14 protein-coding genes and 1 tRNA gene are annotated in these 17,164 nt (G+C 38.1%); 4 read left to right on the top strand and 11 right to left on the bottom strand.

Going from position 1 to position 17,164, the window contains the following annotated elements:
• Window positions 1–444: 444 nt before the first annotated feature.
• The 8 genes from BP549_RS15425 to BP549_RS15390 all read right to left on the bottom strand — a co-directional run bounded on the left by BP549_RS15425 (window position 445) and on the right by BP549_RS15390 (window position 11,427).
• Window positions 445–1,557 carry a DUF1646 family protein gene (locus BP549_RS15425; RefSeq protein WP_292382088.1) on the bottom strand — a complete coding sequence of 371 codons (1,113 nt, stop codon included), beginning with the start codon at window positions 1,555–1,557 and terminating at the stop codon, window positions 445–447.
• 1,206 nt (window positions 1,558–2,763) lie between these two features.
• Complete coding sequence (locus BP549_RS15420) at window positions 2,764–3,876, bottom strand: DUF1646 family protein (protein ID WP_292382087.1); 1,113 nt, start codon at window positions 3,874–3,876, stop codon at window positions 2,764–2,766.
• 1,247 nt (window positions 3,877–5,123) lie between these two features.
• Window positions 5,124–5,621 (bottom strand): Hsp20/alpha crystallin family protein, encoded by a 498-nt coding sequence (locus tag BP549_RS15415; RefSeq protein ID WP_292382085.1) that lies wholly within the window; start codon window positions 5,619–5,621, stop codon window positions 5,124–5,126.
• A gap of 54 nt (window positions 5,622–5,675) precedes the next feature.
• A complete protein-coding gene (hsp20, locus tag BP549_RS15410) occupies window positions 5,676–6,203 on the bottom strand; it encodes an archaeal heat shock protein Hsp20 (protein WP_292382083.1) in 528 nt (175 codons plus the stop codon).
• Between the two features lie 154 nt (window positions 6,204–6,357).
• The gene (locus tag BP549_RS15405) at window positions 6,358–8,622 is read right to left on the bottom strand and encodes a CDC48 family AAA ATPase (RefSeq protein ID WP_292382081.1); all 2,265 of its coding nucleotides are present in this window, start codon (window positions 8,620–8,622) and stop codon (window positions 6,358–6,360) included.
• The gene (locus BP549_RS15400) at window positions 8,619–9,305 is read right to left on the bottom strand and encodes an ArsR/SmtB family transcription factor (RefSeq protein WP_292382080.1); all 687 of its coding nucleotides are present in this window, start codon (window positions 9,303–9,305) and stop codon (window positions 8,619–8,621) included. The genes BP549_RS15405 and BP549_RS15400 overlap by 4 nt, the downstream gene beginning before the upstream one ends.
• Before the next feature lie 487 nt (window positions 9,306–9,792).
• Entirely contained in the window at window positions 9,793–10,251 is a 459-nt protein-coding gene (locus BP549_RS15395) for a Zn-ribbon domain-containing protein (protein ID WP_292376974.1), read from the bottom strand.
• 453 nt (window positions 10,252–10,704) lie between these two features.
• On the bottom strand, window positions 10,705–11,427 hold the full coding sequence (locus BP549_RS15390) for a phosphoribosyltransferase (RefSeq protein WP_394339089.1): 723 nt from the start codon (window positions 11,425–11,427) through the stop codon (window positions 10,705–10,707).
• Window positions 11,428–11,712: 285 nt separating this feature from the next.
• Between BP549_RS15390 and BP549_RS15385 the strand changes: the two genes are divergently transcribed.
• Window positions 11,713–12,531 (top strand): helix-turn-helix transcriptional regulator, encoded by an 819-nt coding sequence (locus BP549_RS15385; protein WP_292376975.1) that lies wholly within the window; start codon window positions 11,713–11,715, stop codon window positions 12,529–12,531.
• 300 nt (window positions 12,532–12,831) lie between these two features.
• On the opposite strand, the gene BP549_RS15925 is transcribed toward BP549_RS15385, so the two are convergent.
• Together BP549_RS15925 and BP549_RS15920 are read right to left on the bottom strand one after the other, a co-directional pair.
• Window positions 12,832–12,972, bottom strand: a complete 141-nt coding sequence (locus BP549_RS15925; RefSeq protein WP_394339092.1) for a hypothetical protein — start codon at window positions 12,970–12,972, stop codon at window positions 12,832–12,834.
• Between the two features lie 43 nt (window positions 12,973–13,015).
• Window positions 13,016–13,270 (bottom strand): formyltransferase family protein, encoded by a 255-nt coding sequence (locus tag BP549_RS15920; protein WP_394339091.1) that lies wholly within the window; start codon window positions 13,268–13,270, stop codon window positions 13,016–13,018.
• Between the two features lie 739 nt (window positions 13,271–14,009).
• Between BP549_RS15920 and BP549_RS15380 the strand changes: the two genes are divergently transcribed.
• Window positions 14,010–14,876 (top strand): protease inhibitor I42 family protein, encoded by an 867-nt coding sequence (locus tag BP549_RS15380; protein ID WP_292382078.1) that lies wholly within the window; start codon window positions 14,010–14,012, stop codon window positions 14,874–14,876.
• Window positions 14,877–14,975: 99 nt separating this feature from the next.
• On the opposite strand, the gene BP549_RS15375 is transcribed toward BP549_RS15380, so the two are convergent.
• Entirely contained in the window at window positions 14,976–15,167 is a 192-nt protein-coding gene (locus BP549_RS15375; protein ID WP_292382076.1) for a hypothetical protein, read from the bottom strand.
• 237 nt (window positions 15,168–15,404) lie between these two features.
• On the opposite strand from BP549_RS15375, the gene BP549_RS15370 reads away from it, so the two are divergent.
• Window positions 15,405–15,479, top strand: a tRNA-Met gene (locus BP549_RS15370).
• A gap of 304 nt (window positions 15,480–15,783) precedes the next feature.
• Window positions 15,784–17,115 (top strand): signal recognition particle protein Srp54, encoded by a 1,332-nt coding sequence (locus BP549_RS15365; RefSeq protein WP_292382074.1) that lies wholly within the window; start codon window positions 15,784–15,786, stop codon window positions 17,113–17,115.
• The last annotated feature ends 49 nt before the right edge of the window (window positions 17,116–17,164 follow it).

Below are 17,164 nucleotides of genomic sequence, written 5' to 3'. Positions count from 1 at the left end.
ATTTTTAAGATTATAACCTTAATTTGACATTAATATAAAAATAAGTACTCTTATTTTCGTATTAATGTCAAATTAAGGTTATAATCTTAAAAATACTGAATGAGAATAAATGCAATACTTAACGAAAAATATATTTTATCAAATTCGATGGAAAATTTTCCGGTAAAGGAATATACAATAATTTACATCCTATACTTATGGCATTAGGTAAATATTTTAATATGTTTTTAAAATCCTAATAATTCATAGATATGACGAAAATTTATAGAATTGCTTTTTCCATCGAATTTGAAGATAGTACACTAAAACTGTAACCATTTCTTTACAGTTTTATTGCTTAAAAGATTTTATCAAGATTCAGTTTCAAAATCCAGTGACAAATTCAAAATAAAATTGCTGGATTTTGAAACTGAATCCTATTTACACTGATGGGCAATTTTGAGCTTAAATTTTAAACACAAAGATAATGACGAAATAGATAGCCATCGTAATAAGGCCCATGGGGACTCCAAGTCTTGCCCATTCTTTGCTGGTTATACCAAGTTTACCTGCAGAGATAATATTCGGAATATTTCCTGGAATCAGCATTCCGCCAGCAATCAAAAGTCCCATAAGGATGCTCTTTATCTGTAACTCACTCATAGCTGGTCCTATCTCAGCGGCTGCAAGAGTAGCGTTATCCAGAATAGCAGAGACCATGTTTACCCAGTAGAGTACCCCCGAGGGGATTTGTATGAAGTACTCGACTATGATAGGCTTGAAACCGTCTCCAAGGAATGTAAGAGCCATGATAAACAGATAGACCTTGACAGCCCTCATAATGACATCTTTTAGAGTCTCGTTATACTCTTCGGCTTTTGCTCCCTGGGCTTTCATATCAATTTTTCCAAGGAAGAACATTCCAACAATACCGTAGACAAGGATGCCTGGAATTATATATTTCCCAAGCATATTAAATAAGAACATGAAATCAGCATGGTAAGGTGCACCTGAGAGTTTTGAGATAGCGATTGTCGAAAGAGGTTCGCCAAGAGGAGTAAGTGCAGCACCAAGGCCGATTGAGAAACATGCAATAACTGTCAGGTCGATCTTGGATTTTCGTGAGATAGGCAATGCATTAACTACCTCAACAAGAATGATTGCCGCAAGAATAGCAGACATTACACTTGAAGATAGACCAAGCACGACAATAAGGAGAAAAGCCATAACTTTAAGAGAAAGAGCTGCGGCTACTTTCCTGATTGCGTTTTGAATCGGCTCATGCCATTTATAGATAATTAACCCGACAATCAACACGATTTGGAATATGCCTATTGGAATGCCGCCAATATTTAAAGCATTAAGCGGTGAAGTCAATGCTTCTTCAATTATTTCCATTCTCCAGCCTGTTTCTGTGCCTGGAAGTTCGACCATACCTGCAATTGTCATTGCAGCAATTCCGCAGACAAACAGGAAGACCTCCAGATTTTCCTCAATAACTTTTATTTTAAAAGGGCCGAACAGTACGGCAATAAATATTACAAGAAACCCAGCTAAAATACCTGGTTCAAGAGCCATTACTTTTTTTCCTCCTAATATTATTAAACCACAAAGTCTGAATAACATACTGTTAAACAGTGTTAGAGCCTAGAATGTTTTTGTCTTATAAAGACTTGCGCTATTTATTCTTTAATAATATATTAGTCTTTAATATTCAATATAAATTTTATATTTTTTACAAATAGGGTCTATTTACATATTATAAGGAGTTTTACCAGTAATGCATTTTAATAGATACAGAAATTACTTTCGGTCTAAAATTCGGGAAAATCATATAGCTTTGCATTAATTCATATATTTGGCTAACTTCGTAAATTGTTTTATCTACAAAAGTTGACATTAAGTACAAAAATTTTAGTTCAAATAAATTTATAATTCTACATTTATAATATACAAATGCAGATTTTATTCACCTATTTATCCATAAAATAATTCATAAAGTAGAATTTTATTTATGCTGCTGCCTAATTGAGAAACTAGATGACATTTTTGTGCACAATGTGGAAAATCGGCAAGGAGGAAGAGATATTATATATTTAATATTTTCTTGGAGTAGAAGATCTGAGAATTTACACAGCCCGTGAGGGTTTCCAATCAGATATCTATGGAAGAGAAGTTTCAGATTTTTGTCAAGTATAAATTTTCTTCGTTTTTATGTGTTTAGAAAGCTTTTCGGCGGATTGTAAATTTTAAGTCTCGTAGATTGAAAAAAAACTTGCTAATTAAAGAGAAAAACAATTAACGCGGAGATGAAATTTAGAAAAAAATAACAAATAGTTCAAGTTGAGTACTAGAATTAATGACTACAAAACAAAAAACTGTAAATTAAATATTGATTTCTGATAACGATAATAGAGAGTCTGCAATAAAAAACAGTACTGTGAAGCTTAACCGAATAAGTATATTTTCTTCAAATTCAAGTAAGAGTTTTCAAATTGAAAATAAGAATTCTGGCAGCTTTAAGAAATAAAATCAATCCTGTCAGTACGTTTTTCCAATTTGTTCAATACCAATTGAATATAAGGGAGCGCTAAATTATCAAATCTCCTGAAAAATCCTTGAAACTCGTTTCCCATAGAATTTGAAGAGAATACTGTAAGATAGACTCAATTTTATACTGTTTTGCAGAGTCTGATCCAGTTCCAAAATCCAGTAATTTAGCGTGTATTCTCTCTACTGGATCTTGAAACTGAACCCAAGTTATACTTATGAGCAATTTTGAGCTTAAATTTTAAACACAAAGATGATGACAAAATAGATAGCCATCGTGACTAGTCCCATGGGGACTCCAAGTCTTGCCCATTCTTTACTGGTTATACCAAGTTTGCCTGCAGAGATGATGTTTGGGATATTTCCTGGGATCAGCATTCCGCCGGCAATCAAAAGCCCCATAAGGATACCCTTAATCTGAGGTTCAGTAAGGTTAGGCCCTATTTGAGCTGCTGCCAGAGTAGCATTATCCAGAATAGCAGAGACCATGTTTACCCAATACAGGACTGTTGCGGGGATTTGTGCAAAATATTCGAATATAATAGGCTTGAAACCGTCTCCAAGGAATGTAAGAGCCATGATAAACAGATAGACCTTGACAGCCCTCATAATGACATCTTTTAGAGTCTCGTTATATTCTTCAGCTTTCATCCCGGGATCGTTCATATCGACTTTTCCAAGGAAGAACATTCCAATAAGACCGAACACAAGAATGCCTGGAAGAATATAGAGGCCAAGCATATTAAATAAAAACATGAAATCGGCATGGTAAGGCGCACCTGAGAGTTTTGAGATAGCAATTGTTGAAAGTGGTTCGCCAAGAGGGGTAAGAGCAGCGCCAAGGCCGATTGAGAAACATGCAATGACTGTCAGGTCTACCTTGGATTTTCGTGAGAGAGGCAGTGCATTAACCATCTCAACGAGAATGATTGCCGCAAGAATGGCGGACATCACACTGGAAAGTAGACCAAGCACGGCAACAAGGATAAAAGCCATAACCTTAAGAGAAAGCGCTGAAGCCATTTTCCGAATGGCTTTATGGATAGGTTCATGCCATTTATAGATGATTAAACCGACAACAAGCACGATCTGAAATATGCCTATTGGAATACCGGCAATATGTAAAGAACTTAGCGGAGAAGTCAACGCTTCTTCAATTATTTCCATTCTCCAGCCTGTTTCTAATCCCGGAAGTTCGACAAAACCTGCAATTGTCATTGCAGCAATTCCGCAGACAAACAGGAAGACCTCCAGATTTTCTTCAATTATTTTTATTTTAAAAGGACCTAGAAGTACGGCAAGAAATATTACAAGAAACCCAGCTAAAATTCCTGGTTCAAGACCCATTAATTATTCCTCCTTTACTATTTAGTCTATAGTAGTCTATAGTGTTCACAGTAAAGTAAGCCTATACACTATTTTGTATACATTTGAGCCCTCTAAAGGCCTAAAGCTCTGTTTTTAGAGGATAAAATAGTTGGTCAATATATGAAAGAAGTAACAAGTATACTGTTTATTGATAAGTAAAATTATTAATTGTGAGCACTGTAGATTACAAAATGCCTTAAATTAACTAACATTATACTGAAAAGCCCCGAATTCTTTGGCTTTACAACGGCCTCTTCATTTTTCCATAGATTAATTCAATATCTGTGCGTATGAGAAAGATTTTTAATTTACTTCCTAATGGAAGCCTTATCTAGATGTATTTTTGGCTCTTGAAGAGGGGATATTTCTGTCACTTTTATCTTCCTTATTCGCATAATATTGGGTTCTTCTACTGATGAGACCTTCTACATTTTTCGAATCACTGCACGGTTATCTAGCACCTTCCACACAAGATTGATTCTGGTCCCAATGTAGAGGAGTCAAGTTCCTCTAACCAGATAATATCTTGAGTTTTTGTCCTCGACTACACATGCTTTTTTGTTATTTCGGGACTATAGATTCCCTGTTAAACAATCATGCATATATACTTTTTGCTTTTGTTCATATTGAAAGTAAGGCTGATTACACAAAGATTCACAATTATAAAAATTATAACATGAAGTCGCAGATTTTTTGGTTATAATTTTTTACAATCAATCGAATCTTATTTATACTAAGTAGGCGATGTTATATTTTATAAAATATATATTTTTGAATTTATATTATATCCCCATAATTTAGATCGGTTATTGTTGAGAGCTTCAACACCCAAATTAAGAAAATAGAATATTGAGATAAAATATGAGAAGGTATTACAAAAAAGCAGTATATTACCATATCAAAATCGAAATGTGGGCAACTCATAAAATAAGACACAAATGGTAAATTAAAGTTAAAAACGGAAGATAAAAGTATTAAAGTGATTAAAAAATGTGTAGAAGAGCATAAATATAATATACAAATAGTATGCATTAAAAGGTATAACCTTGGTTTAAACTAACAGTATCTTCTTTTTTAGAGGAGCTGCATACTATATGTTTTTAATTACTATTTAACGTATGGTTTATCAGAACTGAATACTTAACTTTTACACTTACAATTTTCAAGCAGTTTTCGGTGTGTTTTTATTAGGTACTCCTTCAATCAGCTCTTCAATCTGTTGGACATCAATTAATTTCGATTTCAATGGGAATTTCATCAGCACAACGTCTGAAAGTGACTTCAAGCACTCCATTTTTATAATTGGCTTTTGCACTCTTAGGGTCCACACGGGATGGAAGCTCTATATCCTGTGAATATTCAGATGTCCCAATAATCCTTATTTCGAGATTTTGAGCAGTCGCATGCAGCAGGAGATCTTCTTTTTCAATCTCCGGGAGTTCTGCAAGTACATGCACCAGCTCTTCGCTTTCAAAGATATCAATTAAAGGGTCTCTTATTTCGGAGGGGAAGAGGTTCTCTTCATCTTCAGAACGTTCCGAAACATTTCCAAACTCCCGGAGTTCGGGATCTTCCTCCGGGCGATGAATGATAGAAAATCCGTAAACGAAAGGGACGGATTCTCCCAGATCTTCCAGGAGGGCGTTGATAATATCTTCAAGGTTATCAAAAAATTCAGGTCCAAAATCTTCAAAGAAATCCTTTCTTTTTCTTGTGCCCACCATTATTACCTCTGCTTTTCCTCGTGCTGTTACACTTACAGTGTAATTTCCAGAATATCACTCAATGTTTATTGAGGTTCGGGAACTGGATTCCAGCCTCTTAAAGGTAACTTCCAGCACACCATTTTTGTATGTAGCTTTTGCACTCTGGGGGTCCACCTTTACGGGCAGTTCTACACGTTCGGAATATTTCGGATTCCCATGTATTGTTTCGATGTCAAGCATTAAATCAGTTGCGTTCAGTCTGATATTTTCTTTCTCGATACCCGGAATCTCAGCAATTACATGTATGGTATCTTCGGCTTCCAGTATATCAATCAAGGGTTTTCTTATGTCAAGATAACTCTTTTCTCCGGTCGTGGTCTGCTCAAATGTAGGAATATTTCCAAATTCGCGGATTTCAGGTTCTTCTCCTGGTCTCTGGGTTAAGGAAAATCCGTAGATGAAAGGGGACTGACCGAAATTTTCCGCACTCATACCCATTGCCCTACTGAGGCGTTCGAACATGTCGTCCACGTCCCTAATAGGATCAATTCCGAAGACTTCATCAAAAAAATCTCTTCTTGTTTTTCTGTCTCTATCCATATAATTACCCCATTATTAGTTTATCCATTTGTACAATTATCAGGTTAAGATTAATTAAATCAGCTAAATATTAATCAGTCATTATTCTTTCCAGTAGTCATGAGTCTTAAAGAGTAAAAGACCGGTATTTGCGCCGGCCTATAAAGAATTGGGCTTACTGAGCCTGAAAGAAACCCGGAACATTTTCATGTTCGATTTCTTTTTCTTGCTCTTCCGCTTCGGAAGCTTCTTCTTCAAATTCAGTTGAGTATTTAGCAAAGAGTTCAGCCCCCCGTTCATAAGCTGCAAGGTTTTCCCTGGATGTTGTAGGCTTTACACGGCGGATTGCACGTTCAAAGTGCTTCTTTGAAATCCGGACTTCTCTTGCCCGTTTCTCGACATCTTTTCTGCCAACTCCTGGAGTGACAATTTCCCTCAGGGCTAGCATCGCAGCCTCCCTGCAAATGCCCTCAATGTCAGCACCTACGTACCCCTCAGTCATATCAGCAAGTTCGGAGAGATTTACATCTTCTGCAAGTGGTTTTCCCTGTGTATGAATTTCAAAGATCTTCTCCCTGCTTTTTTTATCAGGTGGCTTGATATAGATGAGCCTGTCAAAGCGACCAGGCCTCAACAGAGCAGGATCTACCATATCAGGCCGGTTAGTGGCAGCAACAATGATCACATCCTTGAGTTCTTCTACTCCATCCAGTTCAGTTAGGATCTGGCTGACAACTCTTTCGGACACGTGCGTATCTGAGACAGAACTTCTTTGAGGGGCGATTGAATCGATCTCGTCAAAGAAAATAACTGTCGGTGCAGCCTGTTTGGCTTTCCGGAAGGTTTCCCTAATCGCACGCTCGGATTCTCCTACGTATTTGCTAAGCAGCTCCGGACCTTTGATGCTGATGAAATTGGCTTCGCTTTCACTGGCGACAGCTTTTGCAAGCAGGGTTTTACCCGTACCTGGAGGCCCGAACAGTAATATCCCTCTGGGCGGTTTTATACTAATAGTGCTGAAGACTTCAGGATACTTCAGAGGCCATTCTACAGCCTCAATAAGTTCCTGCTTTGCATTTTCAAGTCCCCCGATATCATCCCATTCCACGTGCGGAACCTCAACGTAAACCTCTCTCATCGCCGAAGGCTCAATATTCTTCAGGGCTTCCCTGAAATCTTCTTTGGTGACTACAAGGTTATCAAGAATTTCCTGTGGAATTTCTTCTTCGATATCGATTTCAGGAGTTATCCTTCTCAAGGCATGCATTGCAGCTTCCTTACACAGAGAAGATAAATCAGCTCCCACGAAACCATGGGTTACATCTGCAATTTCACCAAGACTTACATCCTGTTCAATTGGCATGCCTCTTGTGTGAATTAGAAGAATCTGCTTCCTACCGTTCCGATCAGGAATTCCAATTTCGATTTCCCTGTCAAACCTTCCACCACGGCGGAGAGCTTCATCTATGGAGTTAGGACGGTTTGTGGCAGCGATTACAACTACCTCACCTCTAGACTGAAGCCCGTCCATAAGGGAAAGCAACTGGGCAACCACCCTACGTTCCATTTCTCCTGTGACTTCACCGCGCTTTGGAGCAATAGAATCAATCTCATCTATGAAAATGATAGAAGGTGCATCCTTTTCGGCTTCCTCGAAAATTTCACGAAGCTTCTGTTCACTTTCTCCATAATACTTTGAAACGATTTCAGGACCGCTGATAGTCATAAAATTGGCATCAGTTTCACTTGCAACTGCTTTTGCAATCATTGTCTTGCCCGTACCTGGAGGCCCATGAAGCAAAACCCCTTTAGGAGGCTCAATTCCAAGCTTCTGGAAGAGTTCAGGATGTCTTAGCGGCAGCTCAATCATTTCCCTGACAAGTTGGATTTCTCGTTTAAGCCCACCAATATCCTCATACGAGATTCCTTCTGGAACCTTGATCTCCTCAACTGATTTTTCCTTGATGACAATCTCTGTATCCTTAGTGACAACGACAGGTCCTGCTGGCCTTGTAGATGAAACCACGAAAGTCAGAGGATTATTTACAGTTTCCACCCTGATCTGCTGACCTTTGTTCAAAGGTCTTCCTTCAATAATTCTTAGAATATAGTGAGCCCCTCCAACAAGTCTTACAGGCTGAGAAGGAGCAAGGGTAACTCTCTGAGCGTGTTTTGCCTGGACCTTCTGGATTGTAACCCTGTCATCAATCCCCACTTTTGCATTACTGCGCAGGTTTCCGTCGATCCGGATCCGATTTTCTTGTTCACGCTCTACATTTGGCCAGACAATTGCGTAGGTCTTGGCTCTTCCTGAGATCTCAATTATATCCCCACTTACAAGCCCCATCTGTTGCATAAGGCGGGTGTCAATCCTTGCAATTCCCCTACCCACGTCCTTATGATAAGCTTCAGCAACTCTCAAATTCATTTCCTCAATCATTCGTTCTCAACTCCAGTCTCACGTATTTTCCAGTAATACTGGTTATTTTTGATACTATACTCAATAAAACCCCTCTCTGCAAGATCTATCAGGTTAGCATTAATAATACTCGGATGCAAGCGCAAGTTGTAACATAGAGTAGCTAAGGTGGTTTCATTTTTCAAAAGCTCAAACAAGAGCTCACACTCTACAGAACTTCTGGCAACCCTTTCAATTGAGTCCAGACAACGATCCATAACTTCCGTGTACTCAGCCTGGAGCTGTTGCTGCATCTGTGCAAGTTCTTCTTGCCTTGTTTTGAGCTCCTCAAGTCTGCTGTTCAATTTAAGAAAGAAAGCTGACGACCCTTCCCCGGCAGGAATCTCCTTTTTCACAGGAGATTCTTCTTGTTTCTCCCTATCAAGAGTAATATCGTGTAATGTTACTGTATAGGCATATGGAGATACCGACACTTCAAGTCTCATATTGTTTGCGATATTGAAGTACTTACGCCTTTGTTCATCTATACTGCATTCTATAAGTCCTGCCTGCTCGAGTAAACCTAAGTGACTTATTATGGCTTTTGGCCCTACTCCCAACCTGCTAGAGATCTCACTGACATAGCATGGGCGGTTTGCAAGAAGTTGAATAATCTTCCTGCGGTTTTCATTCCCCAGGATGTCAAGTAATTTTGCTGAGTCCATTATTTTCCTCTGAAAATCGTATAAATTATGGAATATTAAGGCAATAATGTCAGATTTTTTGTGATTATTATTTTTGATTGATTATATGTATCCAATCTTGAGTAAATTATAACAGGAATTCTTATAATTCCTGTCTGAAACGTTGCCCGGAAGACTAGCTGGAAAGGAGAATGCACATGATAGTAACCCCTAGTTAGCACTGAAGAGATATAAATGTTTCCATTGTCAGCGTTCTTCATTCGTAAATAAAAAAATAGAAAGTGCCAGTAGGAGATATATATTAATCAGAATATAAAAATAAAGCTATAATATATTGAGAAATATTTAAAGAAAAAGTTTAGAACGAAAACTAACAAAAATAAGGTAAGCTAATCATATTTTCAGGCTAAAAGCATAGGTTTCTATGCTTTAATCAATAAGATATCCGGAATTTATTCTCAAAAATATCTAGATAAGAAATCTCCGGGAAATTTCGGGAATTTAAAGTTTATTTCTGCTTTTTTGATTTTGGTTTTTCTTTTGGTTTTTCTTTTTGCTGGCTGAAAACCGAAGGTAAATGCAGAGCATAAGATCCTTCTTCTCGGATTGCCATAACAAGTTCTTTTCTTTCAAGAAGAGAGTCCAAGTTAAGTTCGTAAGAGCCAGGCCCAAGAATTCTTACGGACTCTACTCTTTCTTCATCTGTTTCCCTCTCGGCTTCTGGTTCCTGCTTTGTGTTTTCCTGTTCAGAGGCAAGAGCCTCATCAATATTTTTGACAACTTCATCCAGAGAGGATTCCAAATCCAACTTTTGTTCTTCCAGAGCAGGCCTTACCTGATTTTCCGAACCTTCACATTCTTTTTTTACATAAAGGAATTTATTCCAACCGCAGTTTGGGCAACCGCTCAGGATGACAGAATCTCCGTCTTCAAAAATGGTTCCGCATCTGGTACATCTGTGGGGCATGAATTCACCGGTAATAGATAGTGATTAATTTGTTGTTAATGAATTAATATAAGTGGATTAATTTGTTGAAATGAATTAATTTATTATAAATAATACAATAATGTACTCGGATTTTATATCAATATGCTACTCTGGATTTTAGACCAATCTGGCATCATGGATTTTAGACCAATCTGGCATCATGGATTTTAGACCAATCTGCTATTCTGGATTGAGATTTAAATGAAGATACAAAGTGGCTACAGTGATAGCTTTATGGATATTTTAAATATAGATATCCTGAACAGATATGTATATTTGTATTTACAGCTTAACGCCTTCTTTTGAACGAAAAATATAGCTCCAGCCAATAAAAGTAAAAAACATCTTCTTCTGTTGTAGATCCCTTCAGTCTTTCCAGTTGAAAATATAAGCTATTAGCTCGCTCAGGAAGAAAATTAATAACAAAGCTTATTATAAAAGCCTCCAATGCTTCTTTCCATTGATGATCTCGGAACTGACTCTGCGCACTCTCTCCATTTCTTCCAGTATTTCAGGAAGCCTTCCTGGCTGGGTGACTTCAAAGACAATAGAGTCCAGATCATGGTTTATGTAAAGGCTGTGTTTAAGATCCTCAATATTCCAGGATTTTTTAGGGTTTTTTCTCATGCATTTAGTCAGGATGCTTATCATATCTTCCATGAAGTTCCAAGGATAGACAATCCAAGCCCAATCCTCAAGTCGTTCGCCCACATAATCTGGGTCAATTTTCGAGCTCCCCAAGTACTGTAATGTAGCGGTTCTCACTTCGGTAGGATTGCGACTTTCCACGTAAGTCTTGGCACTAAGCATACTTTCTCCGGTATCAACGATATCATCTACAATAAGTACCTTTTTTCCTCCCATCACATCGTCGGAAAGTGGATATCGAATATAAGGCTCACCAGTCTCAATAGCCGTGGCTCCTATGTAGTGCTCGACTTTCAAACTGGATAAGTCATCAATCCCTAGAAAATCGCAGAGCACTCGCCCGGCAAACCAGCCTCCCCTTGCAAGAGCAATAATCACATCCGGTTCATATCCAGAACGTTTGATTTCAGTAGAGACATTTCGGCACAAGTTATAAATGTAGTCCCAGTTTGTAATCACACATTTGAATGATTCGATGCAAAGTCCTCCATGATCCGGAATTCGCACACATGGTAAGGATACTAGCAATTAAGAAGTATCACTTCCCAGGCTCTATATTCGAGCTATATAATTTAGTTATAGACTTTAAGGTTTCTTATCTTGTCAAAGGTAACACATGAAAAGATTAAAAAAGAACAGAATAAGATTAAAAAGGGATACTTAAAAAAGTATATTAGAAATTCTTTCTATATTGATATGATATAACTAAAGTTAACTTCAAATATCTCTAAAGTCGCTCTCATAGAAATAGCAAATTCCTTTAGAAACCCTTTCTGAAAAATCGAAGGAAAAATGAATCTTTCGCAGAAGCGCAAGATCTGGAAAGTGAAATTAATGGACAAATCTCTAATAGACCTCCTCTTTATGTCCCAGAAGAGAAAAGACCTTTTGCTCCTGCTCAAAAAAGGAGGAAAACCGATAGAGGAGATCACAGACAGTCTGAACGTTACCTCTACAGGTATGCTCCCTCAAATCAAAAAACTTAAGGATGAACATTTAGTTCTTCAGGAAGACCGGGAGTACAGGCTAACACCTCTTGCGGAGATCGTGGTCGAAAAAATGGAGCCTCTGCTTGATACTCTGATGGTCATTGAGGAGAATAAGGATTACTGGGAGGACCGCGATCTCACCGCCTTACCCAACCCCTTTCTGGAAAGGCTTAATGAATTAAAATCTTGCTTCCTTGTTAAACCTGACCCTGATAATATCTTTGAGCCTTCCCCCATATTCATGGAGAACATTAGAAAATCAAAAGAGATCGTCTTTTATTCATCAATATTTCATCCAGTATTTTCTGAAATATTTATAGCAAACAAAGACTATGATATCAAAATAACCCTTGTAGTAACAAGAAAAATCTGGGAAAGACTGAAAACTGATTTCGAAGAAGAACTGAAACTTTGTCTGGCCAGAGAAAAAAGGAGACTTTTTATTTCTAAGAAAGAGATAAAAATTGCTATGTTGGTTAAGACCGAATGCTTCATGGCTGCTGATTTTCTTACTTCGAAAGGGATTTTTGACCAAGAAACTATTATAGGATTCGAGCCTGCGGCTTTGAAATGGACTGAAGATCTAATTCTGCATTACAAAGAGCAGGCTCAGGAGATATAAGGGTAAATCCAGGAGAAAACTTGCAAATAAGAGAGTAAGATTGACATATATTTTCCCGTCTTTGCAAGCAAAAAAGCGTTTTGAATTCTCCTTATAAAAATCTCCTACTTCGTATCCGGAAACATTACATTTTTTTATTTAAAATATTAATTGTTAGCTCAAGTTTGTGCAAGCTTGTTTTCTTCAGCAGAGTGTAGTGATACTTTGGAGTACCGCTTAAAAAATGAAATATTCTTCCAACATCCCACTCGTTCCATCTTATGAGTTCATTATACTCATCAGGTTTGATTTTTCTGGCTCTCACCGTTGGAGTATAGTTAAGGACTGCTTTACTCTGGGAACGCCTCCTTTCTCAATGGTATCCATTGTCTTTGAAAGCAACTTTATTCCTGTAAAAAATAATTTCTGAGTAACTTGTTCAAGTTTTTCACCAGAGCTGATAGGAACCCTTTCCTGGAAAATGATATCTCCGGTATCCTCGCCTTTATCTATATAATGAATAGGTCACTCCTGGATTCAGGACATAATCATAGTATTCCCAGAAAAGAGGAGCTGGCCCTCTGTATTCCGGAAGATGTGAATAATGGATATTAATAGTCCCAAATTTTGGGATACTAAATATGTTCTCCTTTAAGAGATGAGACATAGAATATACTATGAGATCAGGCTGTAGATTCTTCATCCATTTTTCAAGGTTCTCATTTTCTCCTTTCCTTAAATAGTAATAGGGATTTTTCAGTTTTTTAGAGAAAATTTTAAATTTAAAGGATTCAAGGTGAATGAGTAATAGACACCTGCAAAAAACTCTCCTATTGTTTTGAGGAACGAATTAGATTCACTCTCCCGAGAGCACTCAACAATTCCCACTACCTCATGTCCTGATCTAACGATGAATTCAAAAATATTAGAAATACCCTGCGTAATAACTGCAATTCTCAATTAAATACCACCGGATCTTTACTTGAGTTCGTAGAAAAAAATTAATTTTCTCACTTCTTTTGACTTGTATTCTGTGCTTGTACTAGATATTTTCTGCGAATTCAAGTTAGAGCCTTCTTGAATGCCAATTCTAAGTATTTTTCCTATTTGACTACGAAAATTATCTCGTTAAAACTTGAAAATACAAATTGATACTTATGAGCATAAAATGTAGAGTTAACGGCGTTATAAACAATTAAATGGATAGTATGTATAAATTTCACAAGTTTGTAATGAAAAATAAGAATTGAACTTTAACAATCGTGCTACAATACTAAATATATTCATTGATATCTGTATATGAAAAAGTTTATAAATAAATTTATAAAAATTTGATATCATAAAAGATCTCAATATAATTAAGTAAACAAAAATGAAAACTGACCTACAAAGCTGCGAATAGAACTGAAGCTTAAACAAAGGATAAATCCAAACAGGCATATATTTTTCATAAACGTATTAGAGAGAATAAAAGTAGAAGAATAAGAAGAGGGGAAAGAATGAAAATAGGAACAAGCAACAAGGTTTGGAATTATACAAAAATTACAGTAGTTTTATTTGCGGTCTTTATGGTTATTTTTTCCGGCTGTGTTGGTGAAGAACAGAACGAAACCGAAAAAGGAAATACAATAAATAATAGTCAGGGAGTCAATGGAACAAACAATAGTCAGGGAGCTAGTGGAGGCGATTACATATATGGTACTGCAAATGTAGAGAGTATCCAGATTGTTACCCTTGAGTCTTTTCCCGTACAGATACAGGTGATAGCAGAAGGCTACCTTCCTGACGGATGTACTGAAATCAACGAAATAAAAAATGAAAGAGATGGAAACGTCTTCAATATCAATATCAGTACAAAACGCCCGAGAGATGCGATCTGTACCCAAGCTTTAGAGAGTTTTACAGAGACTATTCCCCTCGAAGTCAGAGGCCTTAAAGCCGGAAACTACACTGTAAATGTAAACGGAGTAACCGGATCTTTTGAACTGGCGATAGATAATGCGCCTCAAGAAGCTTCCGGCTCTATGCCACCGAGGCAACAGGTAATAACCGAGGCTGACAGCGGAACAAGTATAGGTCTTGAAAATGGAAGCACATTTTTCCTCAGGCTTAAAGAAAACCCGACAACAGGTTATTCATGGGAACTTAATCTCAGTCAGGGGCTCAATAATATCTCAGGAGAATACTATCCTCCAGAGCAGCCTGAAGGAATCGGGCAACCTCTTGTTGGAGCAGGAGGGGTCCGCTTATGGGAAATTAAAGCCGTATCTGAAGGCAGCCAGCAAGTAACAGGAATATATAAAAGGCCCTGGGAGAAAGTAACCGGAGAGGAAGAAAACTTTACACTTAACATTGAAGTTGTCTAAATATTGGTTAGATCTACCCTATCTAGATTTATCCTTCTCATTAGGTAAAGGAGAAGGGTTATTTAACCTCAAGTGAAAGATTCTCTTCTAGTTGACCTATTACAGGGATTCAAGAGCCTGTTTTAGATCCTTAAGGCAATTTTCGCAGATATAGGATGTACCAATTTGTGTGCATCCAAGAATCTCCTTACTTTCTTCCCTTTCTTTTTCCCCTTGACTTCCAGGATAGCCTTCACAGTAAACTCCGCACTTTACTTCACAATAAACTCCACAGAATAGGCATTTTGTCATATTATGATTTAGGATTCTGGATTTCAAATATGTTTCCGGAAAAATCAAAGAAAAGGAAAAACAACTGGCAGAAAAACAAGGTATGAAGAAAATTAAATTAGTTACAAAACTTTATTAAATAAAGATATCGTCCCCAATAAATTATAAAACTTAAAAGCCAACCGAAAAGTATATAAATAATAGTTCGTATGTTCTGATAGTTATCCCAGGCTGAATGGCCTGACAATAAAACCCTGTAGCGGGGTGGGGTAGCCAGGAGATCCCGACGGGCTCATAACCCGTAGACCGATGGTTCGAATCCATCCCCCGCTATGAAAAGTTCCTTTCTTAATCTGTTTGGTTATAACAATTAGTACGTTTTCATATTTTCTACCCGGCAACTTTTTTATAGCCGGTTACCGATTTATACCTAGAGTCCATTTGTTTATCCCGTTTTTAAGCCACTGAAACTTAAGGCTTATTAAGTAAGGTTACTTTCTTACACAAGATCAAAAAGCATAATCTTTACAACGGGCTTTTAACTGTTTATAACTCAAGAATATTACTTTCTTACACAAGGTCAAAAGTGTGAGTATCTTTTCATATATCCTCAAAAACTGAGCAGGATGACTTTCATATGGTAATGGAAAAACTTGGAGACTCCTTACAGGGAGCGCTCAAGAAGCTGATCGGCGCGGGGCGAATTGATGAGCGCACGGTCAATGAAGTAGTAAAAGATATCCAACGGGCTCTGCTCCAGGCCGACGTGAATGTAAAACTTGTTATGGGAATGTCCCAGAGAATCAAAGAACGTGCAATGAAAGAAGACCCTCCTGCAGGTATGAATCCGAGGGAGCACGTAATCCGCATTGTATACCAAGAACTGATGGAAATTATTGGCAAGGGAGCTGAGATTCAGCTCAAGCCGCAGATTATAATGATGGTTGGGCTTCAGGGGAGCGGAAAAACTACCAGTACAGCAAAGCTTGCTCGCTACTTCCAGAGAAAAGGACTTAAAGCAGGGGTTATCGCCGCAGATACCTTCCGTCCTGGCGCATATCACCAGCTTAAAATCCTCTGTGAAAAGCTCAATGTAGCTTTCTATGGAGAAGAAAACAACCCTGACGCTGTTGAAATTACCAGAAACGGACTCAAAGCCCTGGAAAAATACGACGTGAAAATTGTGGATACCGCAGGCCGGCATGCCCTTGAAGCCGATCTGATAGATGAAATGGAACGGATCAATGCCGTTGCCAAGCCAAACCACAAATTCATGGTGCTGGACGCAGGTATCGGACAGCAGGCAAGCCAGCAGGCCCATGCCTTTAATGATTCTGTAGGAATCACAGGCGTTATTATAACGAAACTTGACGGGACTGCAAAAGGAGGCGGAGCCCTATCTGCCGTTTCCGAAACAAAAGCCCCGATTGCCTTTATCGGTGTTGGGGAAACGCCCGAAGATTTTGAAAAGTTCGAAGCTGACAGGTTCATTTCAAGACTTCTTGGCATGGGAGACCTTAAAAGCCTAATGGAAAAGGCTGAAGAGACCCTTAGCGAAGAAGATGTAAATGTCGAAGCCATGATGCAGGGAAGATTCACCCTCAAGGACATGTACAAACAGCTTGAAGCCATGAACAAGATGGGGCCTCTCAAACAGATTATGTCCATGCTGCCCATGGGATTAGGTGGAATGGGGGGCGCTAAGCTCTCGGATGAGATGTTCCAGGCTACAAGTGACAAGATGAAGAATTACAAAATAATCATGGATTCCATGACAGAAGAAGAAATGGCTGATCCAAAAATCATTGGCGGTTCCCGGATAAAAAGGATTTCAAGAGGCTCGGGCTGCAGCCCTGAGGAAGTAAGGGAGCTTCTTAAATACCACAAAACCATGCAGACAGCTCTGAAAGGTTTCAGAGGTGGAAAATTCAATATTCAGAAAATGATGAAGAAAAGACTCGGGATGTAATTTATTCCCGAGTTCTTTTTTAGTCCTTTTTATCTTTATACAGCGTTTA

It is taken from the genome of Methanosarcina sp. UBA289 (assembly GCA_002496565.1).
Classification (GTDB): Archaea; Halobacteriota; Methanosarcinia; order Methanosarcinales; family Methanosarcinaceae; genus Methanosarcina.
This window is presented reverse-complemented; position numbering and strand designations above follow the sequence as displayed.

Excerpts from the sequence above, each read along its gene's own strand:
- BP549_RS15425 (WP_292382088.1), bottom strand. The coding sequence starts at position 1,557 with ATGGCTCTTGAACCAGGTATTTTAGCTGGGTTTCTTGTAATATTTATT.
- BP549_RS15380 (WP_292382078.1), top strand. The coding sequence starts at position 14,010 with ATGAAAATAGGAACAAGCAACAAGGTTTGGAATTATACAAAAATTACA.
- BP549_RS15420 (WP_292382087.1), bottom strand. The coding sequence starts at position 3,876 with ATGGGTCTTGAACCAGGAATTTTAGCTGGGTTTCTTGTAATATTTCTT.
- BP549_RS15400 (WP_292382080.1), bottom strand. The coding sequence starts at position 9,305 with ATGGACTCAGCAAAATTACTTGACATCCTGGGGAATGAAAACCGCAGG.
- BP549_RS15395 (WP_292376974.1), bottom strand. The coding sequence starts at position 10,251 with ATGCCCCACAGATGTACCAGATGCGGAACCATTTTTGAAGACGGAGAT.
- BP549_RS15415 (WP_292382085.1), bottom strand. The coding sequence starts at position 5,621 with ATGGTGGGCACAAGAAAAAGAAAGGATTTCTTTGAAGATTTTGGACCT.
- BP549_RS15365 (WP_292382074.1), top strand. The coding sequence starts at position 15,784 with ATGGTAATGGAAAAACTTGGAGACTCCTTACAGGGAGCGCTCAAGAAG.
- BP549_RS15385 (WP_292376975.1), top strand. The coding sequence starts at position 11,713 with ATGAATCTTTCGCAGAAGCGCAAGATCTGGAAAGTGAAATTAATGGAC.
- BP549_RS15405 (WP_292382081.1), bottom strand. The coding sequence starts at position 8,622 with ATGATTGAGGAAATGAATTTGAGAGTTGCTGAAGCTTATCATAAGGAC.
- hsp20 (WP_292382083.1), bottom strand. The coding sequence starts at position 6,203 with ATGGATAGAGACAGAAAAACAAGAAGAGATTTTTTTGATGAAGTCTTC.
- BP549_RS15375 (WP_292382076.1), bottom strand. The coding sequence starts at position 15,167 with ATGACAAAATGCCTATTCTGTGGAGTTTATTGTGAAGTAAAGTGCGGA.